The organism is Allosphingosinicella sp. (assembly GCF_036387615.1).
In the GTDB taxonomy this organism is placed as follows: Bacteria; Pseudomonadota; Alphaproteobacteria; order Sphingomonadales; family Sphingomonadaceae; genus Allosphingosinicella.
In genome coordinates, this window is record NZ_DASVTH010000025.1 from 61,737 (window position 1) to 86,532 (window position 24,796).

A 24,796-nucleotide genomic window follows, 5' to 3' on the forward strand; every position below is an offset into this window, starting at 1 on the left:
CGCTTTAATCCGGTGGCCAGGTCTCGATCAGCTCGACGAAGCGGCTGAGCCAGGCGTTCGTTTGGTGCCCATCGACGACGCGGTGGTCGATCGTCAGGCTGACATAGGCCATCGGGCGAATCTGGATCGTGTCGACCCCTCCGACTTCGCGGACGACGACGCGCTTCTCGAGCTTGCCGACGCCCAGGATCGCGGATTGCGGCTGGTTTATGATGATCGGCGTTGCGAAGAGCGATCCGGAAACACCGTGATTGGAGATGGTGAAGGTGCCGCCTTTCACGTCGGCGCTCGTGAGCTTCTCGGCTCGGGCGCGTTCGACGAGTTCATCCAGGCCGGCGGCGACTCCCTGCAATGACAGGCGCTGGACCTGGCGGAGGACGGGGACGATCAGGCCCTTGCTGCCGAGCGCGGTCCCGACGCCGATGTTGATGTCATCGAAAATCTCGAGCCGGTCGGCGTGCCAACGGCTGTTGATCGCGGGCGCGACCTTCATGGCCTCGGCCGCGGCTGCGACGAGGTAAGCAGTATAGGTGAGCTTCACCCCCTGACGCGCCCAATCGTCCTTGTGACGGGCGCGGTGGGCGATGATGGCGGAGAAGTCGCACTCGAACATAGCAGTGACGTGCGGTGCCTGTGTGACCGAATTCAGCATGTTCTCGGCGATGCGCAGGCGCATCCGATCGTGCGGAATCGAGTGGGAGGCGATGGAGGCGTCAGTCGGCTCTGATAGCGCGGCGCGCACGGGCTGAGCCGCCCTGACCGCAACTGCCTTGTCGACGTCTGCGCGGGTGATCCGGCCAGCACGGCCGGTGCCTTCGATCGCGCCGGCGTCGAGGCCGTGTTGCAGGAGCGCACGCTTGACGGAAGGGGAAAGCCTGGTCTCCCCTCCCCCGCTTGCCCTGAGCTTGTCGAGGGGGTGTCCTTGCTGTCCGCCACTCCAAGAACGGAAAGACACGGCCTCGACAGGCTCAGCCTCGGCGGGGTCGTTCTGGGGCTCATGCCCGACCACCTCCGCCACCACAGCGATACGCCCCAGCACCGCACCCGGGGCGGCGTCCTGGTTACTGTGGAGCAGGATCTCGCGTAACACCCCGGCCGCCGGCGCGGGCACTTCGACGGCGACCTTGTCGGTCTCGAGCTCGACCAGCGGGTCGTTGACCTCGACGCGGTCGCCGACCGCCTTCAGCCAGGCGCGCACCACAGCCTTGGTGCCTTCCTGCTCGGCCGGAACGACGATGTCGATCATCTAGAAGCCCACCAGGTCGTCGATCCTGGCGCGGATCTTCTCGACGCTGGGGACTGCCCAGTTGAGCAGGGTCGGATGGTGCGGACTGGGTATGTCCGGCATCGTCACCCTGGCGACGGGAGCATCGAGATCGAGGAAGGCTTCGTCCGCCACCACCGCAGCGATCTCCGCGCCAAAGCCGCCGCTCTTCAGATCCTCGTGGACGATCAGGCAGCGGCGGGTGCGGCGGACCGATTCCAGCACCATCTCGCGGTCCCAAGGCATCAAGGTCCGCAGGTCGATCACGTCCGCGGAGACGTGCGACGCCGCCTCCTCGCAGCGCGGCACCATCGCGCCCCAGGTGACGATCGTGATGTCGTCCCCTTCCCGCACCTTCTCCGCCCGCCCGAACGGCAGGACATAGTCGTCGCCGGGATAGGGCCGCCGCGCCCAGGCATCGTCCAGCATCGCGCGATGCTCGAAGAAGATCACCGGATCATTGCCGCGCAGCGCGGAGCGGAGCAGGCCGACGGCGTCCTCCGCATTGGACGGCACCGCCACCAGCCAGCCGGGATTGTGCACGAACTGCACCTCGTTGGTCTGGCTGTGCCAGGGATCGCCAACCTTGAAGAAGCCGCCGGGGATGCGCAGCACCATCGGCGCCGCGAAGCGGTTGGCGGTGCGCCAGCGCATCGTCCCGCAATCATTGATCTGCTCGGTCGCGGGTTCGGCATATTTACGGAACTGGATTTCGGGCACCGGCATCAGCCCGGCGAGCGCGAGGCCGACCGCGCGGCCGATGATGCCTTCCTCGTTGAGGCTCGTGTCGAAGACGCGCTCGATCCCGTATTTCTCCTGAAGCCCCAAGGTCACCGCGTGGACTCCGCCCTTTGGCCCGATATCCTCGCCGAACAGGAGCACGCGCGGGTTGATCTCGAGTTCGCGGTCAAGCGTGCGGCGGATCGCCGTCACCATGTTGATCCGCTGGCCCTCGGGGCGGGGCTCCTCATGGGCGACAGGCGCCTGGTAGCCGTGGGTCCATTGCCCGCCAATCTGCTGCACTTCGCCTTCGAAGAAGACATTGGAGAGCACCGTCTCGGGCCTCGCGACGGGACGCGCTTGGGCTTCTGCAAGGGCGTGCTCGACCGCTTCTCCGGCCTCGCGCTCGATCGCCTCCCACTCCGCCTCGTCCAGAGCCGAGCCGACCAGATAAGATCTGAGCTTGGGCAGCGGATCGCGGGTCCATTCGGACGCGACGAACTCTTGCGACTTGTAGGTCTGCGTGTCCTGGAAGCTGTGGCCCTGAAGGCGCGGCACCGTGAGGCGAAGGAGGCACGGCCCCTTGCGGGAGCGGACATGCGCGGCCGCCGCCTTCACCAACCGCGCGGCTTCGGCGGGCTCGGTCCCGTCGCCAGACAGGACGTGCAGGTTGCCGAAGCTTTCCAAGTTGCGGGCGATGTTGCCGCCGGGCGTCTGGTAAGTGGACGGCACGGAGATGCCGTATTCATTGTCCTCGATGTAGAAGAGCATCGGCAGCTTCTGCGTGGTCGCTATGGTGAGCGCCGCCCAGAAGCCGTTGGCCGCGACCGAGCCGTCGCCGCCCAAAACCACGGCGATCGCGTCGCGATGCGCCTCGCTGTTCAGAACCGTGCGGTAATATTCGATCGCCTGCGCCCAGCCCGCAGTCGGCGTATATTGCGCGCCGACCCCGCCCGACATCGGCAAAGCGGGCACGCCGCCCGGATTGGGGAAGTTGAACACGACGCCGATGTCGCGCCCGTCCGAATAGCCCCCTGCCCGGCCCATCGCCGAGCCGAGCGCGTCCTCGATCGGCACGCCCAGCGAGAGCAGGAGCGGACGCGATCGGTAATAGCCGCAGGTCGCGTCGCGCGGGTTGGTCAGGCGCGAGCCCAGCATGACCTGCGCCATGTCGTGCCCGCGCGCGCTGAACTGGTAGGAGATCTTGCGCTCGGGGACGAGGCGGGTTTCCTCGAGATTGTCGAGCGCGCGGCTGACCTGGACCAGATAGGCGATGCGGCGCCAGTCGAAGTCGGGGTCGGGCGCATTGCCGACCGACGATCGATCGAGAACGGAAGCCTGGTCAGCCATCCATCTTCTCCGTGACCGCGGCGGCGAAGCGGTCGACATTGTCGTCCGACAGCCCGACCACGTTGAACCGGCCCGAATCCGCCATGTAGATGCCGTGGTCGGCGCGCAGCTCCAACACCTGACCTTTGGTGAGCGGGAGCATGGAGAACATCCCGTTCTGGTCGTTGACGAAGGCCAGGCGTGGGTCGAAGGCCGCCATGCGGGCGCGGATCGCCCGAATGCGGGTGCACATATCGTCCAGCTCCGAGCGCCAGTCGGCGCGCAGCGCGTCTTCCTCCAGCACGGTCCGGACCACCGCCGCACCGTGATCGGGTGGCATCGACCACATGGTGCGCGCGAGGCTGAGCAGGTTTCCGAACACGGCCTCGGCCGTGCGGCTGCTCAATGTCTTCACGAACAAGGAGCCGGTCCGCTCGCGATACAGGCCGAAATTCTTGTCGCAGCTTTGCGCAATGATCGCCTGCTCGGCCGCTTCGACCACCAGCCGGGTGCCGGCCGCGTCGGCTTCCAGGCCATTGCCCAAGCCTTGATAGGCAATGTCGACATAGGGGACGAGACCGCGTTCGGAGACCAGACCCGCCACCTCCCGCCACTGATCGAGGCTCAGGTCCGCGCCGGTCGGATTGTGGCAGCAGCCGTGAAGCAGGAGAAGATCGCCCGCCCTCGTCTGGCCGAGCGCGCTCATCATCTCATCGAACAGGATCGCGCCGCTCGCCTTGTCGTAATAGGGATAGTCGATCATCTCGACGCCCGCGCAGCCGATCAGCGGGCCGTGGTTGATCCAGGTCGGCTGGCCGACGAACATCCGGGCCTGCCGGTCGGCCGCGTGGACGAGCTCGGCGCCGAGCCGGAGCGCGCCGCACCCGCCCGGCGTCTGCACGCCGACGATATAGCCGGAGGGATTGTCGCCGAACACGATCGGCTTGATCAGCTCGACGAACCGGGTGTCGCCGGCCGAGCCGAGATAGGCTTTGGTCTCCTGGCCTTCGAGCAGGATACGCTCGGCGGCCTTGACGCAACGCAGGATCGGCGTGTTGCCGGCCGCATCGCGATAGACGCCGACACCGACGTCGATCTTTTCGGCCCGCGGATCAGCGTCGCACAGCTGGATCAGCGCAAGAAGAGAGTCCGTCGGCTTGGCCTCGAGCCGGTCCAGCAGCATCGGCCTGTCAGCCACGATCGCGTCCGCCATCCCAAGCTCTCCTGTTTCGCCCCGGATAGGCCTAGAGCGGCCGCGCACCAAATGCGTATCATTCTGCGCGCCGGATCGACTAGTTGCGGACTGCACGTTCCGCTATGCGGCCAATCATGAAAGAAACTGCTCAGATCGACCCTGTCGACCGGCGAATCATCCGCGAGCTGCAACGCGACGCGAGCCTGTCGCACGCCGCGCTGGCGGATCGGGTCGGCGCGTCGGCGGCTTCGGTGTGGCGGCGGGTGCGCAGCCTCGAACAGGCGGGCGTGCTTGGGCGGACGGTACGGCTCGCCGATCCGCACGCGCTCGGCCACGCGGTGAACGTGCTCTGCCAAGTGCGGATGACTCGCCAGACAGTCACCGCCCGCGCCGAGTTCGAGGAGTTCATCCAGTCGCGCGAGGAGATCGTCGAATGCTACGCGATGAGCGGCGAATGGGATTACCTGCTGCGCATCGCGGTTCGCGACGTCGCCGATTACGACCGCTTCATCATGCGCGGGGTGCTCGCGCATCCGAGCGTGGCGAGCGCCGCCAGCAATTTTGCGCTGCGGCAGGTGAAGTATACGACGGAAATACCGGTGTGAGCTACATAGGCCTAAGGTCTAAATGGCGGCTCTTGATGTCTGCTGCAGCCGCGGTCGCGCTGCTCTCGGCTTGCTCGAAGTCGACCGAATATTTCATCCATAAGAGCCTCAAGAATGCTGGCTTCAAGCGCCCGGAGGCGCGCTGCGCCGTTGACGGGGTGGCTGGCCAGCTTAGTCGCGATCAGCTGTCGGCGCTCCGAGGACCGCTCCTGCGCTACGTCATGCTCGACGAACCTGCCAGGCTGATGGATGTTGACGAACTGCTCGCGTGGCTCCGCCCGAGGGTATCGCCTGAAATTCATCATGTTGTGTCCCACTATGCCACGGAATGCCGAGTAGCCGGCTGAGCTAGATAGAGACGACCGCCCAGGCCCTCTGGAACCCCTTCCCCCGCCAGCAATTGAATCGCCTGCGAATCGATTGGAGCAGAAACATGGCCGCGCGCGCGTATTGGAAGGGGCAGATCAGGCTGGCTCTGGTCTCGATTCCCGTCGAGATCTTCTCCGCGACCAAAAGCGGGGCCAGCATCGCTTTCAACCAGATCCACGAGCCGACCGGCAAAAGGATCAAATATGAGAAGGTGGTGCCCGGCGTCGGGGCGGTGCCGGCCGAGGAGATCGTCAAGGGCTTCGAGGTCGCGAAGGGCAATTACGTCCTGCTCGAAGATGACGAGATCGAGGCGGTGAAGCTGGAGAGCAAGAAGACGCTCGAGCTCACCCAGTTCGTCGATCATAACGAGATCGACGTGCTTTATTTCGAGAAGCCGTACTACGTCGTGCCGGCCGACGATCTGGCCGAAGAGGCGTTCGTGGTGCTGCGCGAGGCGCTGCGGCAGACCAAGAAAGTGGCGATCGGCCAGCTCGCGCTGCGCGGCCGCGAATTCATCGTGAGCTTGAAGCCATGCGGGCGCGGAATCGTGCTGGAGACGCTCCGCTATGCGGACGAGGTGCACAAGGCGCAGGGCTATTTCCGGGAGATCTCGGACGCGAAGCCGGATTCGGAGCTGCTGGACTTGGCAGAGGCTCTGATCAGCAAGAAGACGGCGCCGTTCGATCCCGCGCAATTCCACGACCGCTATCAGGATGCCTTGCGCGACCTGATCGATCGCAAGAGCAAGGGCAAGACCGTCCAGGCGGAAGACGAACCTGCGCCGAGCCGCGGGTCGAACGTCGTCGACCTCATGGCGGCTTTGAAGCGCTCGATCGAGAAACCGGGGGGCAAGGAGGGGGCCGGATCGCCCGCTGCCGCGAAGAAGCCACCGGCGAAAGCGGCGCCGAAGAAACCCACGGCGAACAAAGGGCCGGCGAAGGAACCAGCGAGGAAGCGGGCGTGAGCAATCCTCCCCGGGACGGGGAGGGGGACCGCGACGCGAAGCGGCGTGGTGGAGGGGGCCCGAAGACCCGCAGCGCGCGAGGCGGGCCCCCTCCACCATGCTTCGCATGGTCCCCCTCCCCGTGCCGGGGAGGATTTTAAGTGGCCGACCCGCTCGAGCGCTACAATCAAAAGCGGGACTTCACGAAGACCGCGGAGCCGGCGGGTGGATGCGAGCGGCTGCCGTGGGGCGAAGGCTTCGCGTTCATGGTCCAGAAGCATGACGCGACGCGGCTCCACTACGATCTTCGGCTGGAGCTGGACGGGACGCTGAAAAGCTGGGCGGTCACGCGCGGACCCAGTCTCAACCCCGAGGACAAGAGGCTCGCCGTCCGTACCGAGGATCATCCGCTCAGCTACGCCACGTTCGAAGGCACGATCCCCAAGGGCGAATATGGCGGCGGCACGGTGATGCTGTGGGATTACGGCACCTGGACGCCCGACCCGCGCAAGGACCCGCGCAAGACGCTGGAACAAGGCCACCTTCATTTCACGCTGGAGGGGCAGCGCATGAAGGGCGAGTGGATCATGATCCGGCTGAAGCCGCGTGGGCGAGAGAAGAACGAGAACTGGATATTGCGGAAGATCGCCGATGATCACGCCGGAAGCTCGGGCGGGCTCGTCGATCAGTACCTCACCAGCGTCCGGACAGGCCGCTCGATGGAAGAGATCGCGGCCGGCAAGAAGGCGAAGGAACTGACCGCTTCCCAGAAGCTGATGAACGGTCCTCCCCGGGACGGGGAGGGTGACCATGCGAAGCAAGGTGGAGGGGGGTCTGCGCGTGGCACGAAGCCCCCTCCACCACGCGCTAGGGGCGCGCGGTCCCTCTCCCCGTCCCGAGGAGGATCAAGACCGCCAGCGTTCCGCGAACCCCAGAAAGCCACACTCGTCGACAGCGTACCCGCCGGTTCCGCGTGGATCCACGAGATGAAGTTCGACGGCTATCGTTGCATGCTCTCCGTGGGCGGCTGCGAAGCCAGGGTCTTCACACGCTCGGGCCTGGACTGGTCGGACAAGTTCCCCGAGATCGTCGAAGCCGCCCGCGAACTCGAAGTCGGCTCCGCGCTGCTCGACGGGGAGATCGTCAGTCTCGACGAGAAGGGCAACACCAACTTTTCCGCGCTCCAGCAGGCGATCAGCGAGGGCGGGCGCGGTCTCAGCCTGTTCGTCTTCGACGCGCTCGAGATCGAGGGGGAGGACCTCACCCCGCTGCCCAACATCGAGCGAAAGCAGCGCCTCGCCTCCATGCTCGGGGAAGGCAATCCGCCCTTCATCCTTTATGCCGACCATATCGTCGGCGCCGGCGAGAAGCTGTTCGACGCCATGTGCCAGGCGGGCGGCGAAGGCATCATCTCTAAGAAGGCGGACGCGCCTTATCGCGGCACCCGCAGCAAGGCCTGGCTCAAGGTCAAATGCACGCGGCGGCAGGAATTCGTCATCATCGGCTGGTCGCAGAGCGACAAAAAGGGCCGCGGCTTTCGCGCGCTGCTGCTCGGGCTGCATGAGGGCGGCAAGCTGCGTTATGCCGGGAAGGTCGGGACAGGCTTCTCCAACCAGGTGCAGGAAGACCTGCTTGCGCGCTTCGAGAAACTCGGCGCCGACGCTCCGGCCGCCCCCGTGCCGAAAGCGGATGCCCGCGGCGCGCATTGGCTGAAGCCGGAGCTTGTCGCGGAAGTCGCCTTCGCCGAGTTTACCGCAGACAACGTGGTCCGCCATGCCAGCTTCCTGGGGCTGCGCGGCGACAAGCCGGCGCGCGAAGTGGTGGTCGAAGAGCCGGCGCCCCTCCCCCCGCCCGCCGAGGATTCGATCAAGATCAGCAATCCCGAACGCGTGGTCTTCCCCGAGGGCGGGATCACCAAGGGCGAGCTCGCCGCCTATTATCGCGCGGTCGCGCCTTTGATGCTGGTCTGGTCGGCCAACCGCCCGATCAGTCTGGTGCGCTGCCCGCAGGGGCGGGCGAAGAAATGCTTCTTTCAGAAGCACGACGCCGGCACGTTCGGCCCGCACGTGCTGCACGTGCCAATCGAGGAGAAGAAGGGCGAGATCGAGGATTATATCTACTTCGCCGACCAGGCCGGCATCATGGCCTGCGTGCAGATGGGCACGATCGAGTTTCACGGCTGGGGCAGCAGGGTGGAGGATGTGGAGAAGCCCGACCGGCTGGTCTTCGATCTCGATCCGGACGAGGGCCTCGGCTTCGACGAAGTCAAAAGGGCGGCGCGCGACCTGAAACGTTACCTGGCCGACATGGGGCTTCAGACATTTCCGTTGCTGACCGGCGGCAAGGGGCTCCACGTCATCGTGCCGCTCACGCCTGAAGCCGAATGGCCGGAGGTCAAGGACTTCGCCCAGCGTTTCTGCGTCGCGCTCGCCACCGCGGAGCCCGACCGGTTCACGGCCAACATGGCCAAGGCGAAGCGGACGGGCCGCATCTTCCTCGACTATTTGCGCAACCAGCGCGGCGCCACTGCGATCATGCCCTACAGCGCCCGCGCCCGCGAGAACGCGCCCGTTTCGGCCCCGATCGTCTGGGACGAGCTCGACGACATGCCCGGCGGCAATCGCTTCACCGTGCGCGACGCCGCCCTGCTGGTGCAGCGCGCCTCCTCCCGCGCGCTCCAGGGCTGGGGCGAGGCGGCGCAGGCACTTCCGGACCTTTGATCCGTTTGGGCCAGCCATGAGCGATGCTGTCGATGTGAACCGCGCCACGCAGGGCGTGCTGGACGAAGTAGAAGGCCTCCAAGGGCACGGCCCCGAGATCGTCCGCTACCGCGAGGAGCGCGGCGGCTTCACCGACTTGCGCCAGCTGGAGGAAGTTCCGGGCCTGACCGGCAAGGTGACGGACGCGATCCGGGCGAAACTCCGCGTCTAGCGGTACCAGATCAGGGTTTCGGCCAGGAAGGCGAGGAAGCTCGCCGTCAGTCCTGCCAGGAAGATGCGGTAGGCATAGCCGAGCATCCGGTACTTCTTGCGTTCGAGCACCACGCCGTTCTGGTAGATGTCGCGGGACATGGTCCGGTAGATGCTCTCGTCCTGCCCAAGCTGTTCGACGATCTTGTCCAGATATTCCTTCTCGCTCAGCCGCGTGAACGAGCCGAAGAAGAGCAGGTTGATCGGGCCGACCTGCTTGTAATGCGTGGCCGGCAGGATCGCGAGCACGGCGAACACGGCCGAGAAGAATGCGGACGCGCCCAGGATCAGCAAGGCGATCGGCGGAGAGGCCTGTCGCGCTTGGCCGATGGTGATGGTGAAGATCACGAAGGTGGCGCCCATCAGGATGCTCGCCTTGTGATCGGCCATTGCGGAAAGCTGGACGTGGATCTGCTGCGTGGTGCGGACGAGATGAATGGCGTTGGGCGGAAAGGACCTGGCCTTCACCGGCTCTGAATCGCTCCCGTCCGTCATCATATTGTCATCTAACCACGGCCTCGCCCGCGCCGCAATCGCTTGGCACGGCGAGGCCGCAAACCTAAAGGACCGGCATGACCGACCGTGAAGAGACTTTCGCCCGCGTGGCCGAGCTGATCGAGCCGTTCAACAAGAAGGGCGTCGACCTGAAGGAGACGACCAGCTTCGCCGGCGATCTGGAATGGGACAGCCTCGTCGTGCTTGATTTCGTGGCCTCAGTCGAGGACGAGTTCGACATCCTGATCACCATGAACATGCAGGCGGAAATCGAGACGGTCGGGCAGCTGGTCGATGCTGTTGAGCGATTGAAGAGCCGCTGATGACCGAAGCCGACATCTTCACCGCCGCTCCGGTCCAGGACCAAGTCGGCGGGGACCTCCTCTCAAAGTTCGACGCGCTGATCGCCGAGCGCCAGGCGCTGCTCGACACCGGCGTGCGCGATCCGTTCGCGATTGTGATGGACGAGGTCCATTCGCCGGTGCTCGCCACGATCAATGGCAAGCAGACGATCCTGCTTGGCACCTACAATTACATGGGCATGACGTTCGATCCGGACGTCGTCGCGGCCGGCAAGAAGGCGCTGGACGAGTTCGGCTCCGGCACGACTGGCAGCCGGGTGCTGAACGGAACCTACCAGGGCCACCGCGAGTGCGAGGAAGCTCTGAAGGAATTTTACGGCACCTCGTCAGCAATGGTGTTCTCGACCGGCTACCAGGCCAATCTCGGCCTCATGTCGACGATCGCCGGCAAGGAGGATTACATCATCCTCGACGCCGACAGCCACGCGTCGATCTATGACGGTTGCGCGCTCGGCAACGCGCAGATCGTCCGCTTCCGCCACAACAGCGTCGAGGACCTGGAGAAGAGGCTTCGGCGATTGCCGGCCGGCGCGGGCAAGCTGGTGGTCCTGGAAGGCGTCTATTCGATGCTGGGCGACATCGCGCCGCTCAAGGAGATGGTCGCGGTCGCCAAAAGGGCGGGCGCGATGATCGTCGTCGACGAAGCGCACGGAATGGGCTTCTTCGGGGCGAACGGACGCGGCGTGTTCGAGGAAGCCGGTGTGGAAAAGGATGTCGACTTCGTTGTCGGCACCTTCTCCAAATCGGTCGGAACGGTCGGCGGATTCGTCGTCTCGAACCATCCCAAGTTCGAGGTGATGCGGCTGGTCTGCCGTCCCTACGTCTTCACCGCATCGCTGCCGCCCTCGGTGGTGGCCACGGCGGCGACCTCTATCCGCAAGCTCCGCCATGCCGGCGAGAAGCGTGCCCACCTTTGGAAGAACAGCCGTCGTCTGCATGCAGGGCTGCGTGAACTCGGCTTCGACATTGCAACGCCTGAAGCGCAGTCTGCGATCATCGCGATCCTTCTGCCGGACCAGCAGATCACGGTGATGATGTGGCAGGCGCTGCTGGAACTGGGCGTTTACGTCAACATGGCCCGGCCGCCGGCCACTCCCGCCGGAATGTATCTGCTGCGCTGCTCGCTCTGCGCCGAGCATAGCGACGAACACGTCGATCAGATCCTAGGCATGTTCGAACGAGCAGGCCGAGCAATGGGCGTAATCACCACCTAGCACCCGCCCGACTGCGCCAATACGACGCGTTTCTAGCGACGGGCTGCGGAACTCGTTGTGCTTACGGCTTTCTTCATCAGGGGTGTTGGATTAGTCTTCCCTTATGGCGGATGAGGAGAGCGGCGCCTTACCGGAGGAGAATTCCGGCTCATGGCGCCGCGGTTGGGCGAGCGCCGGCGCGATCATTGCGACAATCCTGCTCGTGGGCCTGGTCGTCATGGTCGCCTTTTCCAATCGCGCCCGCGACGAAGCGCTCGCCTGGGAGCGGCATACGTATGACGTGATGCTGCTCAGCCGCACCGTGGACGGCAGCATGGCGCGGGCGGAATCGACACTGGCCCGCTTCGTGCTCGACGAGAACCCGCAGACCGGGCGTCTGTACTACAGCCAGTGGCGGCAGGCGGGGTACCAGATCGGCCAGCTTCAGCGGCTGATGCGCAAGGACTCCGAGCAGAGCCGGCGGATCGAGGAGCTGAACCGGCTTTACCGGGAGCGCGGCGCCGAGTTCGCGCAGGCGGCTTCCAGCGCCGTCGGCCAGAAGGAAAGCGGGGGCGTTCCCTTCTTCTACCAGGCGGGGCTGTCGCGAACCGGGCCGGCGCTGCGGGACGTGCTCGCACAGATCTCCACCGCCGAACGCGTCAAGCTGCGCGAGCGCATGGCGGAGACGCGGCGGTTCGATGAACAGGCCGACAAATTGACCGAATATCTCGGCTGGTTCGGTGTACTGATCGGCTTCGGCGCGATCGTGCTCGGGTTCGCCGCGTACAAGGCGATCAGCGAACGACTGATCGCTCGCGAAGATGCCGAAGTCGAGGCGAGCCGCGCGGTCGCTCTTGAACAAGCTGTCGAGGAGCGCACCCGGGAATTACTCGACGCGAACGAGGCGCTACGAGCCGAGGCCGCCGAGCGCGCGGCCGCCGAGGAGAAGCTGCGCCAGGCCCAGAAGATGGACGCGATCGGGCAGCTGACCGGGGGCATCGCGCACGACTTCAACAACATGCTTGCCGTGGTCGTCGGCGGGATCGACCTTGCCCGGCGCAAGCTGCGCGGCCCCAAGCGGGACGTTGAGTATCATCTCGACAATGCAATGGAGGGGGCCACCCGCGCCGCAGCTCTCACCCGCCGCTTGCTCGCCTTCGCCCGCTCAGAGGCGCTGACGCCGCAGGCCGCGTCTCCCGCCGAGCTGGTCGAAGGGATGCTCGACTTGATCGATCGATCGCTCGGCGAGCGCATTCAGGTCGAAACCCGCTTCCCGCGCGAGCCATGGCGGGTCTGGGCGGATACCAACCAGCTCGAAAACGCGATCCTGAACCTGTGCGTCAACGGCCGCGACGCCATGAACGGCGAGGGGCAACTCGGCATCTTCGTCGACAATGTGAGCCTGTACACCAACCAGGTCGGCCAGCTGCCGGCGGGCGACTATGTGCGGATCAGCATCGCGGACACCGGCACCGGCATCGCGCCCGAACATCTCGAGCGCGTATTCGAGCCGTTCTTCACGACCAAGCCCGTCGGCAAGGGCACCGGGCTGGGGCTGAGCCAGATGTTCGGATTCGCGCGGCAATCGGGCGGTGACGTGGCGATCGACTCGACGGTTGGAGCGGGGACGACCGTCTCGCTGTACCTGCCGCGCTCGCTGCGTACGGCCGAGAGCGGTGCAGATCGGCTTGCGACCGCGGGCGCGGGCGAAGAGTTCGTGCCCGCCCCTGCCGGCACGGTCATCCTCGTGGTCGAGGACGATCCGCGGGTCAGCCGCTCGACTGTCGGCTCTCTGGAGGAACTCGGCTATCACCCGCTCGCCTGCGGCAGCGGCGCGGAGGCGATCGACATTCTGGCGGCTCGCGGCGATGTCGCGTTACTGATCACTGACGTGATGATGCCCGAGATGACGGGGCCCGAGCTTGTCCGCATCGTCGCCGAGCATCATCCGCAGATCGCGGTGCTGTTCGTCACCGGTTATGTCGGGGACGCCGGCGAGGCGGAGGAGCTTTCCGGCTACGACATGTTGCGCAAGCCCTTCACCGTGTCGGCGCTGCGCGACGCAGTAGCGGCGGTGCTGTCGCGGCACGTCAGCCTATCGCTCCCCGCTTCAGCAAGCGAGGCAGCAGAATAAGCGCGCCGAGGAGCGGCCAGCGCCGCTGCCAGGGCTTTATCTCGATCGCGGTGCCGGCATGGCGGTTGATCTTCCAGGCAAGATAATCGATCCCCCCTGCATAGGTGCCGCTCGCCTTGGCGAGCCGCAGCACCGTGAGCGCCTTTCCGGTGCGCCCCCGCCGGGCCCAGAGCACTCGCGCGCGGGCGCGCTGCCGATCCGTCACCGGCGCCAGCGCCACTGTCCCGTCGGCAAGCAAACGTCCGATTGAAGCCGCTTCCAACACGGGTTCGGTGAAGCGCCGGTAGCGCTCAGGATCGGCGTCAACGACCGAAGCCGCCCTGCCCTGCCGCTCGGCGCGAAGCTCGGAACGGTAGGTCAGCCTGAAGGCTTCGCGCCACAGCTCGAGCGGGTCCGCCGAGCGGTCTTCCTCGATCATGGGTCGCGCCGCTTCGAGCAGGGTCGGCGCGGCGCGGGAGATGGCAGTGATGCAGAGCTGGGCGGCACGCACATCGGCTTGCCAGACCAGCCGTGACGGCTGGGCGAAGCGCGCCCAGACGGAGACGGACAGCGTCTTGGGACCGTTCAGTTGGAAAAGATCGTCCTCGCTCAGAACCGCATATTTGGCGACGAGGCCGCCATGCGCGAACGGAAAGACGTTGGGTGGAACCAGCCGGTTCGCGGTCGCGAGCCAGCTTCCGCCATAGGCGTCGCGGTAGCTCGACACGACCAGGTAAAAATCAAGCATCTGTCCGTCGAGTTCGCTCGACCTCAGGCATGACCCGTAGAACAGAACGGCGCGAGCCGCGGCCCCGTAGCGTTCCGCAAGAGCGGCGGCCATCTCGGCGACGCGCGGATCGACCGGCAAGTTTAACTCGGCCGCCACGAGCGAGGAGATCGGACCCTGTGTCACGGATGTGCTTTAGCCCGTTTGCGCCGGAATGGGACCAGCTTCGCGGCTTTGCCGTTGGACCTGCATGTGCTCAATATCTTCTACGTCAACCGGGCGCCGGACATCTTCCAGGGCGGCTTCTTTCCTGAAGGGCTGAATCGCAGGATTCGCGCGACGTAACGCCTTTGCCGCACTCCACAAAGCCGGAACTTCGTCCGTTTTCAACCGCTTAGTTCCGCGGGTCGAAGTCGCGGGAGCCGCAGGCGGTGCTGTTGCTTCAGGAGAACGGATCGAGGTTTGCCATGTCCAAGCGCGCCAATATGTTTGCCCGGCTGGTTGGCCGGTTCAAGGTCGAGATCGGCCTGCTTCTGTCGCTCGCTGGCCTCTTCACGGTCACGGCCGTGCCGCTTTAGGCGGCAGGCTCAGCCAGCCGCGGGCAATGTGAACGTGAAGCGTGCGCCCTGGCCCGGCGCGCTATCCACACTGATGTCGCCGCCCATCGCGCGTGCAAGCCGGCGGGCGATGTAGAGGCCAAGACCGGTGCCGCCGGGCTCGGCGGGGTCGACCCGCTCGAACTTCTCGAAGATGCGGGTCTGGTCCTCGGGCGCTATGCCTTTTCCCTGGTCGGCGATGACCACGGATGCGACGCCGTCCTCCTGCTCGGCGCGGATCCAGATCATGCCGCCCTCGGGCGAGTAGCGGATCGCGTTGGTGAGCAAGTTCATCAGCACCTGAAGGGCCCGCCTGAACTCCGCGGTGGCGAGAACCCGCTCGCCTTCGCCCGGCCGGTCGATCTTTACGTTGCGGGCCGAAGCGCGAACGCTGAGCAGGCCGGCCGCGCGGCGCGCGACATCGGCGAGATCAAGCTGCTCGAGACTGGGTTGAAAGTCTGGACGCTCAATCGCCTGGAGGTCGACCAGGTCATCGACCAGCGCCAGCAGGTGGCGTCCCGCGGTCGCAATATCGACAGCATAGGAAGCGTAGTCGCTCTGGAGCGGCCCGTCGGGCTGACCGCTGATCCGCTCGGCGCTGTTGATGATCCGGTCGAGTGGAAGCCGTAGTGCCCGGTCCAGGCGTTCACCAAAAGCGGGACCTTCGTCCCGCGGTAGCATTTCAGCGGCGCGCTCGGACTCGGCCGCGATGCTCGTCGCGTGCCCGCGAAAGCCGGCGAACCGGCCGGAGCCGTCAATCAGAGGCACGCCGTTGAGCCTGTAACGGGCGCGAGTCATGCCGCGCAGCTCGGCTATCTGATCGTCGAAGCGGCGCTGCTCGGCCAAGGCGTTGAGGATCGGCAGCGAGCCGTCCTGGGCCTCCAGGAAACGAAACAAGCGGGTCAGCTGCTTGCCGACCAGCTCGGCCGGACTTTTCCCGATTGCCGCCGCTGCGGTCGCCGAGAGGGAGGTGAAACGGAGCGAATCGTCGGTTTCCCACAGCCAGTCGGCGGCGGCGCGCATGAAATCGGCCTCGCGATGATCCTCCGGGAAAACGGCAGGCGTGCGCGGCGGGCGCTCGGTCCAGCCGGTGATCGTGAGCGCGACGCCCTCATCGCTCGGCTCAGCCCGGACCCAAAGATCGAGGTCGCAATCGCCGTCGGCGGCGACAACCGCGCGCGAGATGACGATGCCGAGCCGGCCGGCGAGCCGGACCAGCGAGGCGATCGGCGGGATCGCGAGCGGTCCCCCCTCCTGTCCGCCTGCGCGCTTGTTGAGGGCGGTCAGCTTGGGGTCGGCCTCGACCAGGCGTCCCTCCGGATTGATCCGGCCGCGCACGGCAGACTGGTTCATGGCGACGCTCATAGCCCATGCCTCGGTCGGTCCAGCCGGAGCACCGCATCTCGGTAGGCGGAATCCAGTGACCAGAGGCTGAGCGCCTGTGCCGCTTCGCCGTCACGGAGCGCATCGAAAAGGTCGATCTGCCGGATCAGCCGATCGTCGTCCGGCTGCCAGGCGAGCAGGAGCAGCACCGAGCCCGCCTCCTGACGACTGAGACCGGCAGCTTTCAGGAGGAAAACGGGTCCGCGGCCCCCGGGCTCCCGAAGCAGGTCCCAAACGGCCGAATAACCAACTCCGGTCGCGGCGGAGAGGCCGGCCAGGAACAAGGGTAACGTCCCTTCTGCAATGAAGTCGGCGATGGCGGCGCCGTCCAGCCGGCGCGCGCCATGCAGCAGCTGCGCAAGCCGGTTGCAACGGGCCTCGAGACCGTCGCCCTCGTCATAGCCAGCGATCAGGCCGGCTGCGGCCTGCCCCAAGGCCAGGTCCGCAGCAGCCGGATCGATTTGGTGCGCTCCGACCATATAAGCCCGAAGCGTGGCCGCGACCGTCCAGACGAGGCGGTGCTGCAATTCGGCGGGAAGCTCGGTGCGCGCCAGGATGGGTTCCTGGAACCGGTCGAGGCGCCTGCTCCGGGCGACCAGCACCGCCATCGCGTGAGCTGCAATCTCCGAGTCCGGGTCCGCAATCAGGGCCTGTAGCCGCTCCCCGTTGCGTTGCGCGGGAAGGAACAAGCGGTGCTCCTCGCTGCGGCGGAGCAGCAGACTCACAAGTTCGGCATCTTCGAGTGCGGCCGAGCCGTCGAATGCCGGGCCGGCAATCTCGACATGGGCCGAGGCCAGCGCGGCATGGAGCGCCTCGTGGGCGTTGAAACGGTCGGCCAGCGCTGCTCGAAGCTCGTCCTCGATCGTGCGCACCAGCCGGCCGAGCAAGGCGCGCGCCGTCAGCCGCTCGCGCTCGCTCAGGCGCATCCGTTCCGGCAGGAACAGGTCTTCAGCCTCGACCGCGCGCCTTTGGGCGGCGCCGCGCAATAGCCGCGCGGCGTCGTCCCGTTTTGCTTGGCTCCCCGGCGGTTCGGACATCGGCATGTTCTAGCCCGCTCGAGGTTAAGCTGTCGCTAATCCTGTTGCCCCGGCTTGATGGTCCGGTGCGCCTCATGTTGCGCCCAGAAGAATGAGCCCGCCACGTAGATCGCGAGCGCGGCCAATCCCGTCACCCAAGCGCCGGCGATCGCGAAAGGAAACATCAGCAAAGTCATCCCTTTGCGCTCCGCAAGGAAGAGCCGCTCGGGGGGACGACGGCAACTCACCTCGCCCGCTAGAGCCCACAGAAAGGTGATGGTGCTTATTGCAAGGACCAAGCAACCCCAGCCGTAAACGCCGGCAAGAGTGTAGCCGAGGGCGAACAGAGCCGAGCCGGCGAGGAAGGGCACAGCGCGGGCGGGCCAGCTCCCTTCCCCGCTCGCCTGGAGGCGCAGCGCCGCGAGGCGCTCCGCAATCCCGTCCAGCGGTGTCGCCAGAAGCAGCATGGAGCCGCCGATCCAAAGCCAGCCGCCGGCGAACAGGATTGCGGCGAGGCCGGTCAGTACGCCCGCGGCGACATACAGCCAGGTGGGCGTCAGCGAAGATGGCATCAGCGCACGGGTGACACTCGCCTCCAGCGGCGCGAGCAGATAGCGCGACGCCCAATCGTCGCGCGCTCCGCTGGACCGGTCCAGGATCCGGCTTTGAACCAGCGCGAGGTCGGACTGGCGCTCGGCAATGACGACCGGCGCTTCCGCCGGGTCGGCGCGGATTGCGAGCTGGCGGGCGCCGGACTGAACCGCACGGCGAAGCAGTGTCGATTGCAGGTCCCAGTCCTGCAGCATCGCCGCTGTCTGCCGAAGCGCCGCTCCGTCGATCACCGCGAGCCCAGCCCAGCGCACCTCCCCGTCGATCCGCTCGTAGCGTTCGTCCGAGCCGTGGTCCGGCAGCGTGAGCAATGCCTCGCTCCCGATCGAGAGGAGCCGCGCAACATGCGCCTCGCCAGCCACCATACCATCGGCCATCACCAGCAGTTGATCGTCCGTGCGCACGGCGTCGGCCGCATCGGCTGCGCTGCGGGCAACCAGCACGGGCAGGGCTTCCGAGCGAAGCCGATCAATCACGGCAACGAGTTCCGCGGGCACACGCTCGACCAGGATGACGACCGGGCTGCAACCAGCCTGCGCGGCAAGCCTGACCTGGCGTTCCACAAGCGTTCGACCGGCCAGGGGCAATGTCGCGCGCAGCCCGCCCGGGGAATCGGGCGCATCCTGGTAAGCGCAAATCAGTGCAGCCAGCGCCACCGTCCGAAAACCCCTCGCGGAAAGCACAAGGGATAGGCGGCGGGCCGCCCGCTTGCAAAGCGGTTCGGCTTATGCGGCCGCGAAGTCGTCGATTGCCGCGCGAAGGCGCCGGAGGACGACGGGATCGCCCGGCGCACCGTCGAGCGCCTCCTGGGCGAGCGCCTGAAGCCCGATCACGCCGAAACTGGCGGCCAGGCTCTTCATCCGCTCCGCGGAAGCCTGCCAGTTTGCGTCGCAGCGTGCGCGCCCCATGAGATCGACATGGCGCAGCGCGGATTCGAGAAAGGCGGCGTGCAGCTCCGCCATAAGGTCGCCGTCGCTGCCGACGACAGCAGCGAGCGAGGCGTTCAACGCTCCGGGATCATAAGCCATGAGCGGGTCATAGCGGTGAGCCGTTAAGGAGCGGTTGCCGCCTTTCCAGCGGGGGCAAACGTGGTAAACATGCCCCATGAGTATGGGGGCACAGCGCGCCGAAGCGCAGCAGTCGAGTGACGGCCTGGACGGAGCGAATGAAGGAAGCTGGGCTGCTATTCCCTTGAACAGCAGCCAGGTTCCGGACCTGCCCTGGAGCGGGGCGGAGCATGAAAGAGAGCCCCCCGAAGGTCGCGTGCTTCGCTCCGTACTGATCGGCCTCGCGCTGGTCTGGCTCGCTCTGACAGCCTGGGCCGCCTTCGCCAACGACGGAGGCGAGGGCATCAAAAGCGTTGTGCAATGGCTTGCGCTAGCGAGCGGGCCATTGGCGCTGATGGGCTTGGCGTGGTTGCTCTTGGGGAAGCGTGCGCCGCAGGAGTCCGGTCAGTTCACGCGTGTTTCTGACGCGATCCGCAGCGAAGGCGTCGAACTCGATCGCGTTCTCGCCTCGCTGACGACGCGGCTGGAGGAAAAGCACGGACAGCTAAGCGCCGATGCCGCCACGCTGATGGCGCTCGGGGACGAGGCTTCCGACCGGCTCGGACGCGTTGCCCACTATCTTTCCAAGGAAGGCGCCAAGCTCGACGCGCGTTCGGAAGCGCTCGAGCGGGCGGCGCAACAGGCGCAGCAGCAACTGGGCGTGCTGCTCTCCGACCTGCCCAAGGCGGAAGAGCGAGCCAGGCAAGTCGCCGATGTGATCAAGGAAGCAGGCCTCGGCGCGCATGCGGAGGCTGGTGCGCTGGAGGCGCAGCTCTCCGCCCTGATCGCGCGCGGCCGGGAGGCGGATGAAGTGGTCGGCGGGGCGGCTCAACGGCTCGGTGCCCACCTCGACCGGGTCGAGACAACCACCGGCGCGGCCGCCGCGAGGATGCAGGAAGCGGCAGACGCCATGTCTGCCACGCTGGATGGCAGCATGAACCGCGCCGCCGAGGCGGTCGATGCCGCCCGCACAGGCCTGGAAGCGCAAGGTTCGGCCATGCTGGCGATGATCGATCAAAGCCGGGCCGCGCTTGATCGCGCCGGCGAGGACGTGATCAGCGGTCTCGGCGCGCGACTCGATACGATCGGCGGCCGGATCGAGACGGTCGCCGCTCATCTCGCCGCTCAGGATGAGACGAGCCGCGGCTTGGTGTCCAATCTGGCGCACGAGCTCGACGAACTCGACGCGCGCCTCTCCAAAGTGCGGGGCGGCGAGGCCTTGGACACGGTGCGCGCCTCGGTTCGCCAGCTGGCCGAGGAACTGGCGGCAAGCAACGACAGGACCACCGAACTCGCCGAGCGCGCCCGGTCCCTTTCCGGGCTGGTGACGAGCGTTGGTGACCAACTCGGTGCCGAGGTGCCCGAGCGGCTACAGGCGATCGAGCAGCAGGCTGAACGGGCACGCTCGACGGTTGCCGGGATCGCTCCGCAGGTCGAGATGCTTGCCGGCTCGTCCGAAACCGCGGCCCAGCGCCTGGAGGACGCGGAGCTGATGCTGGGGCGGCAGCAGCAGGTGCTTGAGACAATGCTCGCGGTGCTGAGCGAAGGCGCGACCAGCGCGGAGGAACAGATCCGCGCACTTTCGAGCGCCACCGTGGAAGCGAACGAAGCCGCGGGCCAGCTTACGGCCAAGACCGGCCCCGAACTGATCGACGCGCTGGTCCGCGTCCGCGAGGCGGCAAGCCAGGCCGCCGAGCGCGCGCGCGAAGCAATCACGTCGGTCATCCCGGAGAGCGCAGCGGCCTTGGGCGAGGCGAGCCGGCGTGCAGTGCGGGAGGCGGTCGGCGGCGCGGTCGGCCAGCAGATGGTCGAACTCGAGGCTTTGGCGGAGCGCACCGTCGAGGCGGCGCGGCGCGCTTCCGAACGGCTTACGCGCCAGATGCTTACCATTGGCGAGACTACCGCCGCGGTGGAGGATCGCATCGATCAGTCGCGCAAGGAGCGCGAGGCGAAGGAGAATGAGAATTTCTCCCGGCGTGTCGCACTGTTGATCGAGTCGCTCAACTCAACCGCGATCGACGTCACCAAGATCCTTTCCAATGAAGTCACCGACAGCGCATGGGCGGCCTATTTGAAGGGGGATCGCGGTGTCTTCACACGCCGCGCGGTGCGGCTGATCGACGCTGGCGATGCCCGCGAAATCATGACCCATTACGAAGCCGAGCCGGAGTTCCGCGAGCAGGTCAACCGCTACATCCACGATTTCGAAGCGATGCTCCGCCGCGTCCTTGCCGACCGCGACAGCTCGGCGCTCGGCGTGACGCTGCTCGGCAGCGACATGGGAAAGCTGTATGTCGCACTCGCCCAGGCGATCGAGCGCATCCGCGCCTAGTGAGCCCAGTCCAAACTCTCGGCCGTGATCCAGCCATAGACGTAGTTCAGATAGTATAGCCCGAAAAGGACGACGCCGAGGATCGTCGCGCGAGCGGCGGTTCTCGGCAAGCTGAAGCCATGCGGGGCGCTTTCGGCGTGGCCGGGCTGATGCTCCACCCCCGCCTCCTCGGCGGTCCGAACCCCGAACGGCAGCACGAGGAACAACGACATCGTCCAGAACAGAGTGAAGATCGCGAGCGCGGACGTCCACTTCATCTAGGTCACACCCGGATCAGCAAGACGTCGATGATCGGCTTCTTGCCGGTCCAGTCGGTGGCACAGCGGCGCACGGCCAACCTGATCGCCTCGCGCTGCTTTTCTTCATTTCCGCTCGAATTCCGAGCGGCGGCTGAGGCGGCATCGCGCGCTTCGGCCAGAAGGGCTTCCCTGTCCTCCTCGACCGGAACGCCCTGCAGCCGAAGCTCCGCGTTGCCGCGAGGCCGGCCCTGCGCATCGACCGCAATGGCAACTGAGATGATGCCGTTGACCGAGATCTTCCGCCGCTGGTTCATGGTCGCGCCGTCGGCGGCGAGAATCACATCGCCATCGAGGATGAGGCGGCCGACCTGTTCATTGCCGATCTTGGCCGGGCCGTTCGGGGCAAGTCGGATGACCTCGCCATTCTCCTGCACGAGCACCTTTGGGATGCCCTGTTCGAGCGCGAAGCGGCCATGTTCGTGCAAGTGCCGCGCTTCGCCATGAACCGGGATCAGCATTTCCGGTCGAATCCAGTGGTACATGGCTGCGAGCTCCGGACGCGCGGGGTGGCCGGAGACGTGGACATGTGCCTGTCGCTCGGTGACTGTAATCACGTCGGAGCGGGCGAGCTGGTTCATGATCCGGCCGATCGCGAGCTCGTTGCCCGGAATCTGGCGCGAGGAGAACACGACCGTGTCGCCTTCGGTGAGCTTGAGCTTGTGCTCGCCCGCGGCGATGCGGCCGAGCCCTGCGCGGGGCTCGCCCTGGCCGCCGGTTGCGACGATCAGCAGCTCGCGGCGGGGCAAGGTCATCGCCTCGTCGAAGCTGACCGTTTCAGGGAAGTCGAGCAGATAGCCCGTGCTCCGCGCCACGCGCAGGATGCGATCGAGCGAGCGGCCGGCAACGCAGACCCGTCGCCCGGTGGCCTTGGCGACCTCGCCGATCGTGTGCAGGCGCGCGGCGTTTGATGCGAAGGTGGTCACGACCACCCTGCCCTTTGCTGCCGCGACCACGTCCTCCAGGCCGCCGCGCACGGTCGCCTCTGAACCCGAAGGCTGCGCATTGAACACGTTGGTCGAGTCGCAGATCATCGCGAGCACGCCCTCGTCGCCGATCGCCTTCAGGGCGTCGTCGCTGGTCGGGTGGCCGATCTGGGGCGCGTTATCGAGCTTCCAGTCGCCGGTGTGGAACACGCGGCCGTACGGCGTATCGATGACCAAAGCGTTGGATTCAGGGATCGAGTGGGCGAGCGGAACATAGCCGATGTCAAACGGCCCGAGCTGGAGCGAACCGCCGATCTCGATCGTGTTGAGCTCGACGTCTCCGCTCAATCCTTCTTCCTCGAGCTTGTTGGCGATCAAGGCAGCCGCGAACGGCGTCGCGTAAAGCGGGACTCCGAGATCGGCGGCCAGATAGGGGATCGCGCCGATATGATCTTCGTGGCCATGGGTAATGACGATGCCGAGCAGATCCTCGCGCCGACGCTCGATGAAGGAGAGATCGGGCAGGACGAGCTCGATGCCGGGATAGGCCGGATCGGCGAAGGTCATACCGAGATCGACCATGATCCACTTGCCGTCGCAGCCGTAGAGATTGACGTTCATGCCAATCTCGCCCGAGCCGCCGAGGGCAAGGAAGAGAAGTTCGTTCTTCGGGTTGGTCAAGCAGATTGCTTTCTGAATTTTGAGCCGATGTTGAGCAGAAACTCGTCATGCTGGACTTGCTTCAGCATCCATCTTCAAACCGCGATTCGGGCGATAAGATGGACCCTGAAACAAGTTCAGGGTGACGTGGAGTGCGGACCCTAGGTGGTGGAACTCACCCGCTTATACAACAGCGCGAGGCCCTGGATGGTGAGGTCGGGCTCGATCGCGTCGAACGCCTGCGTGTGCTTGTCAAACAGGATGGCAAGGCCCCCGGTCGCGATGACGCGGGCGGGCCGGCCGATCTCGGCCTTCACCCGCTCCACCAGGCCTTCGATCATGGCGACATAGCCCCAGAAGATGCCGACCAGCATCTGGTCCTCGGTGGTGCGGCCGATCACAGAGTTCGTGTTCGGCGCCTGGATGGCGATGCGCGGCAGGCGCGCCGCAGCGGTGACGAGCGCGTCCAGCGACAGGTTGATGCCGGGCGCGATGATGCCGCCTTTATAGGCGCCGCCATAATCGACCACGTCGAAGGTAGTCGCCGTGCCAAAGTCGATCACGATGAGATCGCCGGTGTGAGCGGCATGCGCAGCGATGACGTTCAGAGCGCGATCGGCGCCCACCGAGCGCGGCTCGGCAACGTCCAGCTCGATTCCCCAGGCGGCCGCGCCCTGTCCGGCAATGAGCGGCTTGACGCCGAAATATTTGACCGCGAGCACCTCCAGATTGTGCAGGGCGCGCGGCACGACCGTCCCGATGATGACGGCGTCGACATGGCCGCGGGTATAGCCCTCCAATTCGAGTAGCTGATGCAGCCACACCGCATATTGATCGGCGGTGCGGCGCGGATCGGTCGCGATGCGCCAGCGGGCTCGGATCGCGCCGTCATCGACGAGCGCGAAGACGAGGTTGGTGTTTCCGGCATCAATGGCGAGGAGCATGGATGGACTCAGATCAGGAAAACGTCGCCGGCGTGGATGACACGGACCGAGCCGTCCGCCAAGCGAAGCCGTAACGCGCCTGTTTCGTCCAGCCCCTCGAACAGGCCGACACCGGCAGGCGTCGACAGAGCGGTTCCGCGCGGGTGGGCGGACGCCAGCCAGCGTTCGCGGACCGGGGCCAGCCCGCGACGGCGCCATGTGCCGAGCCAGCGGGCAAAGGCGTCCGCGAGGACATCAAGGAACGCGCCGGGATCCGGTGCCGTCCCGGTCAAGGCGGCAAGGCTGGTCACCGGGCGCTCGAGACCGTCCGGATGGTGGGCAAGGTTGACGCCGAAGCCGATCACGACCGCATCGTTGGCGCGCTCCAGCAGGATGCCGGCGAGCTTTGCGGGCCCGGACAGGATGTCGTTCGGCCATTTGATCTGAAGAGCCTGGCCGGGACCCAGCGTCGAGATCGCCTGATGCATTGCGACTGCGGCGACAAGCGCCAGGGTCGGCGCCGGCGGGTCGACAGGCGTCAGGCGAACGAGCGTGCTCGCGTACAAATTGCCCGCGGGCGAGACCCAAGTTCGGCCCTGTCGGCCCCTGCCCCCGGTCTGGCGCTCAGCACGGAGCCAGGTCCCTTCGGGCGCTCCTGCGCGGGCGAGCGCCAAAAGATCGGTGTTGGTTGAACCAGTCTCCCCGACCGTTCGCAAGTCCATCAG

23 protein-coding genes are annotated in these 24,796 nt (G+C 66.2%); 10 read left to right on the plus strand and 13 right to left on the minus strand.

The window, feature by feature from the left end; genetic code table 11:
* Positions 1–4 precede the first annotated feature (4 nt).
* The 3 genes from VF631_RS03635 to VF631_RS03645 are packed head-to-tail and all read right to left on the minus strand — an operon-like array spanning position 5 to position 4,526.
* Positions 5–1,246 carry a dihydrolipoamide acetyltransferase family protein gene (locus VF631_RS03635; RefSeq protein ID WP_431848909.1) on the minus strand — a complete coding sequence of 414 codons (1,242 nt, stop codon included), beginning with the start codon at positions 1,244–1,246 and terminating at the stop codon, positions 5–7.
* A complete protein-coding gene (locus tag VF631_RS03640) occupies positions 1,247–3,334 on the minus strand; it encodes an alpha-ketoacid dehydrogenase subunit alpha/beta (RefSeq protein WP_431848910.1) in 2,088 nt (695 codons plus the stop codon).
* Positions 3,327–4,526, minus strand: coding sequence for an aromatic amino acid transaminase (locus tag VF631_RS03645; protein WP_431848911.1), 1,200 nt, complete (start codon positions 4,524–4,526; stop codon positions 3,327–3,329). Before VF631_RS03645 ends, VF631_RS03640 begins: the two co-directional genes overlap by 8 nt.
* 116 nt (positions 4,527–4,642) lie before the next feature.
* On the opposite strand from VF631_RS03645, the gene VF631_RS03650 reads away from it, so the two are divergent.
* The 5 genes from VF631_RS03650 (at position 4,643) to VF631_RS03670 (ending at position 9,356) form a co-directional block, all read left to right on the plus strand.
* Entirely contained in the window at positions 4,643–5,113 is a 471-nt protein-coding gene (locus tag VF631_RS03650; protein WP_431848912.1) for an Lrp/AsnC family transcriptional regulator, read from the plus strand.
* Positions 5,114–5,148: 35 nt separating this feature from the next.
* Positions 5,149–5,460: a hypothetical protein gene (locus VF631_RS03655; RefSeq protein ID WP_431848913.1), complete on the plus strand. Its 312-nt coding sequence runs from the start codon at positions 5,149–5,151 to the stop codon at positions 5,458–5,460.
* A gap of 86 nt (positions 5,461–5,546) precedes the next feature.
* On the plus strand, positions 5,547–6,446 hold the full coding sequence (locus tag VF631_RS03660) for a Ku protein (RefSeq protein ID WP_431848914.1): 900 nt from the start codon (positions 5,547–5,549) through the stop codon (positions 6,444–6,446).
* A gap of 140 nt (positions 6,447–6,586) precedes the next feature.
* Entirely contained in the window at positions 6,587–9,145 is a 2,559-nt protein-coding gene (gene ligD, locus VF631_RS03665) for a DNA ligase D (protein ID WP_431848915.1), read from the plus strand.
* Positions 9,146–9,161: 16 nt separating this feature from the next.
* On the plus strand, positions 9,162–9,356 hold the full coding sequence (locus VF631_RS03670; protein ID WP_431848916.1) for a ComEA family DNA-binding protein: 195 nt from the start codon (positions 9,162–9,164) through the stop codon (positions 9,354–9,356).
* On the opposite strand, the gene VF631_RS03675 is transcribed toward VF631_RS03670, so the two are convergent.
* Positions 9,353–9,892 (minus strand): Pycsar system effector family protein, encoded by a 540-nt coding sequence (locus VF631_RS03675; RefSeq protein WP_431848917.1) that lies wholly within the window; start codon positions 9,890–9,892, stop codon positions 9,353–9,355. The genes VF631_RS03670 and VF631_RS03675 overlap by 4 nt on opposite strands.
* 74 nt (positions 9,893–9,966) lie before the next feature.
* On the opposite strand from VF631_RS03675, the gene VF631_RS03680 reads away from it, so the two are divergent.
* From VF631_RS03680 to VF631_RS03690, 3 genes are all read left to right on the plus strand, one after another.
* Positions 9,967–10,212, plus strand: a complete 246-nt coding sequence (locus VF631_RS03680; protein ID WP_431848918.1) for an acyl carrier protein — start codon at positions 9,967–9,969, stop codon at positions 10,210–10,212.
* The gene (gene spt / locus VF631_RS03685) at positions 10,212–11,465 is read left to right on the plus strand and encodes a serine palmitoyltransferase (protein WP_431848919.1); all 1,254 of its coding nucleotides are present in this window, start codon (positions 10,212–10,214) and stop codon (positions 11,463–11,465) included. The genes VF631_RS03680 and spt overlap by 1 nt, the downstream gene beginning before the upstream one ends.
* A 103-nt stretch (positions 11,466–11,568) precedes the next feature.
* Positions 11,569–13,578: an ATP-binding protein gene (locus VF631_RS03690; RefSeq protein ID WP_431848920.1), complete on the plus strand. Its 2,010-nt coding sequence runs from the start codon at positions 11,569–11,571 to the stop codon at positions 13,576–13,578.
* Here VF631_RS03690 and VF631_RS03695 read toward each other — a convergent pair.
* Positions 13,535–14,398, minus strand: a complete 864-nt coding sequence (locus VF631_RS03695; RefSeq protein ID WP_431848970.1) for a hypothetical protein — start codon at positions 14,396–14,398, stop codon at positions 13,535–13,537. The genes VF631_RS03690 and VF631_RS03695 overlap by 44 nt on opposite strands.
* Before the next feature lie 317 nt (positions 14,399–14,715).
* Between VF631_RS03695 and VF631_RS03700 the strand changes: the two genes are divergently transcribed.
* A complete protein-coding gene (locus tag VF631_RS03700; protein WP_431848921.1) occupies positions 14,716–14,862 on the plus strand; it encodes a hypothetical protein in 147 nt (48 codons plus the stop codon).
* 9 nt (positions 14,863–14,871) lie between these two features.
* Here VF631_RS03700 and VF631_RS03705 read toward each other — a convergent pair whose 3' ends face one another.
* The 4 genes from VF631_RS03705 to VF631_RS03720 form a co-directional block, all read right to left on the minus strand.
* On the minus strand, positions 14,872–16,233 hold the full coding sequence (locus tag VF631_RS03705) for a sensor histidine kinase (RefSeq protein ID WP_431848922.1): 1,362 nt from the start codon (positions 16,231–16,233) through the stop codon (positions 14,872–14,874).
* Positions 16,234–16,241: 8 nt separating this feature from the next.
* Positions 16,242–17,300 (minus strand): DUF2336 domain-containing protein, encoded by a 1,059-nt coding sequence (locus tag VF631_RS03710; protein WP_431848923.1) that lies wholly within the window; start codon positions 17,298–17,300, stop codon positions 16,242–16,244.
* A 35-nt stretch (positions 17,301–17,335) separates the two neighbouring features.
* Positions 17,336–18,544: a hypothetical protein gene (locus tag VF631_RS03715; RefSeq protein ID WP_431848924.1), complete on the minus strand. Its 1,209-nt coding sequence runs from the start codon at positions 18,542–18,544 to the stop codon at positions 17,336–17,338.
* Positions 18,545–18,613: 69 nt separating this feature from the next.
* Positions 18,614–18,916 carry an Hpt domain-containing protein gene (locus VF631_RS03720; RefSeq protein WP_431848925.1) on the minus strand — a complete coding sequence of 101 codons (303 nt, stop codon included), beginning with the start codon at positions 18,914–18,916 and terminating at the stop codon, positions 18,614–18,616.
* Positions 18,917–18,992: 76 nt separating this feature from the next.
* Between VF631_RS03720 and VF631_RS03725 the strand changes: the two genes are divergently transcribed.
* Positions 18,993–21,266, plus strand: a complete 2,274-nt coding sequence (locus tag VF631_RS03725) for a hypothetical protein (protein WP_431848926.1) — start codon at positions 18,993–18,995, stop codon at positions 21,264–21,266.
* On the opposite strand, the gene VF631_RS03730 is transcribed toward VF631_RS03725, so the two are convergent.
* The 4 genes from VF631_RS03730 to VF631_RS03745 all read right to left on the minus strand — a co-directional run bounded on the left by VF631_RS03730 (position 21,263) and on the right by VF631_RS03745 (position 24,793).
* Positions 21,263–21,523 carry a DUF1467 family protein gene (locus tag VF631_RS03730; RefSeq protein WP_431848927.1) on the minus strand — a complete coding sequence of 87 codons (261 nt, stop codon included), beginning with the start codon at positions 21,521–21,523 and terminating at the stop codon, positions 21,263–21,265. The two genes, VF631_RS03725 and VF631_RS03730, sit on opposite strands and share 4 nt — an antisense overlap.
* Before the next feature lie 5 nt (positions 21,524–21,528).
* Positions 21,529–23,109: a ribonuclease J gene (locus VF631_RS03735; RefSeq protein WP_431848971.1), complete on the minus strand. Its 1,581-nt coding sequence runs from the start codon at positions 23,107–23,109 to the stop codon at positions 21,529–21,531.
* Positions 23,110–23,309: 200 nt separating this feature from the next.
* Positions 23,310–24,092, minus strand: a complete 783-nt coding sequence (locus VF631_RS03740; protein ID WP_431848928.1) for a type III pantothenate kinase — start codon at positions 24,090–24,092, stop codon at positions 23,310–23,312.
* An 8-nt stretch (positions 24,093–24,100) separates the two neighbouring features.
* A complete protein-coding gene (locus VF631_RS03745; protein ID WP_431848929.1) occupies positions 24,101–24,793 on the minus strand; it encodes a biotin--[acetyl-CoA-carboxylase] ligase in 693 nt (230 codons plus the stop codon).
* Between the last annotated feature and the right edge of the window lie 3 nt (positions 24,794–24,796).

Excerpts from the sequence above, each read along its gene's own strand:
- VF631_RS03635 (WP_431848909.1), bottom strand. The coding sequence starts at position 1,246 with ATGATCGACATCGTCGTTCCGGCCGAGCAGGAAGGCACCAAGGCTGTG.
- VF631_RS03640 (WP_431848910.1), bottom strand. The coding sequence starts at position 3,334 with ATGGCTGACCAGGCTTCCGTTCTCGATCGATCGTCGGTCGGCAATGCG.
- VF631_RS03645 (WP_431848911.1), bottom strand. The coding sequence starts at position 4,526 with ATGGCGGACGCGATCGTGGCTGACAGGCCGATGCTGCTGGACCGGCTC.
- VF631_RS03650 (WP_431848912.1), top strand. The coding sequence starts at position 4,643 with ATGAAAGAAACTGCTCAGATCGACCCTGTCGACCGGCGAATCATCCGC.
- VF631_RS03655 (WP_431848913.1), top strand. The coding sequence starts at position 5,149 with ATGTCTGCTGCAGCCGCGGTCGCGCTGCTCTCGGCTTGCTCGAAGTCG.
- VF631_RS03660 (WP_431848914.1), top strand. The coding sequence starts at position 5,547 with ATGGCCGCGCGCGCGTATTGGAAGGGGCAGATCAGGCTGGCTCTGGTC.
- VF631_RS03670 (WP_431848916.1), top strand. The coding sequence starts at position 9,162 with ATGAGCGATGCTGTCGATGTGAACCGCGCCACGCAGGGCGTGCTGGAC.
- VF631_RS03675 (WP_431848917.1), bottom strand. The coding sequence starts at position 9,892 with ATGATGACGGACGGGAGCGATTCAGAGCCGGTGAAGGCCAGGTCCTTT.
- VF631_RS03680 (WP_431848918.1), top strand. The coding sequence starts at position 9,967 with ATGACCGACCGTGAAGAGACTTTCGCCCGCGTGGCCGAGCTGATCGAG.
- spt (WP_431848919.1), top strand. The coding sequence starts at position 10,212 with ATGACCGAAGCCGACATCTTCACCGCCGCTCCGGTCCAGGACCAAGTC.
- VF631_RS03690 (WP_431848920.1), top strand. The coding sequence starts at position 11,569 with ATGGCGGATGAGGAGAGCGGCGCCTTACCGGAGGAGAATTCCGGCTCA.
- VF631_RS03695 (WP_431848970.1), bottom strand. The coding sequence starts at position 14,398 with ATGGCCGCCGCTCTTGCGGAACGCTACGGGGCCGCGGCTCGCGCCGTT.
- VF631_RS03705 (WP_431848922.1), bottom strand. The coding sequence starts at position 16,233 with ATGAACCAGTCTGCCGTGCGCGGCCGGATCAATCCGGAGGGACGCCTG.
- VF631_RS03710 (WP_431848923.1), bottom strand. The coding sequence starts at position 17,300 with ATGTCCGAACCGCCGGGGAGCCAAGCAAAACGGGACGACGCCGCGCGG.
- VF631_RS03720 (WP_431848925.1), bottom strand. The coding sequence starts at position 18,916 with ATGGCTTATGATCCCGGAGCGTTGAACGCCTCGCTCGCTGCTGTCGTC.
- VF631_RS03725 (WP_431848926.1), top strand. The coding sequence starts at position 18,993 with ATGAGTATGGGGGCACAGCGCGCCGAAGCGCAGCAGTCGAGTGACGGC.
- VF631_RS03730 (WP_431848927.1), bottom strand. The coding sequence starts at position 21,523 with ATGAAGTGGACGTCCGCGCTCGCGATCTTCACTCTGTTCTGGACGATG.
- VF631_RS03735 (WP_431848971.1), bottom strand. The coding sequence starts at position 23,109 with ATGAACGTCAATCTCTACGGCTGCGACGGCAAGTGGATCATGGTCGAT.
- VF631_RS03740 (WP_431848928.1), bottom strand. The coding sequence starts at position 24,092 with ATGCTCCTCGCCATTGATGCCGGAAACACCAACCTCGTCTTCGCGCTC.
- VF631_RS03745 (WP_431848929.1), bottom strand. The coding sequence starts at position 24,793 with ATGGACTTGCGAACGGTCGGGGAGACTGGTTCAACCAACACCGATCTT.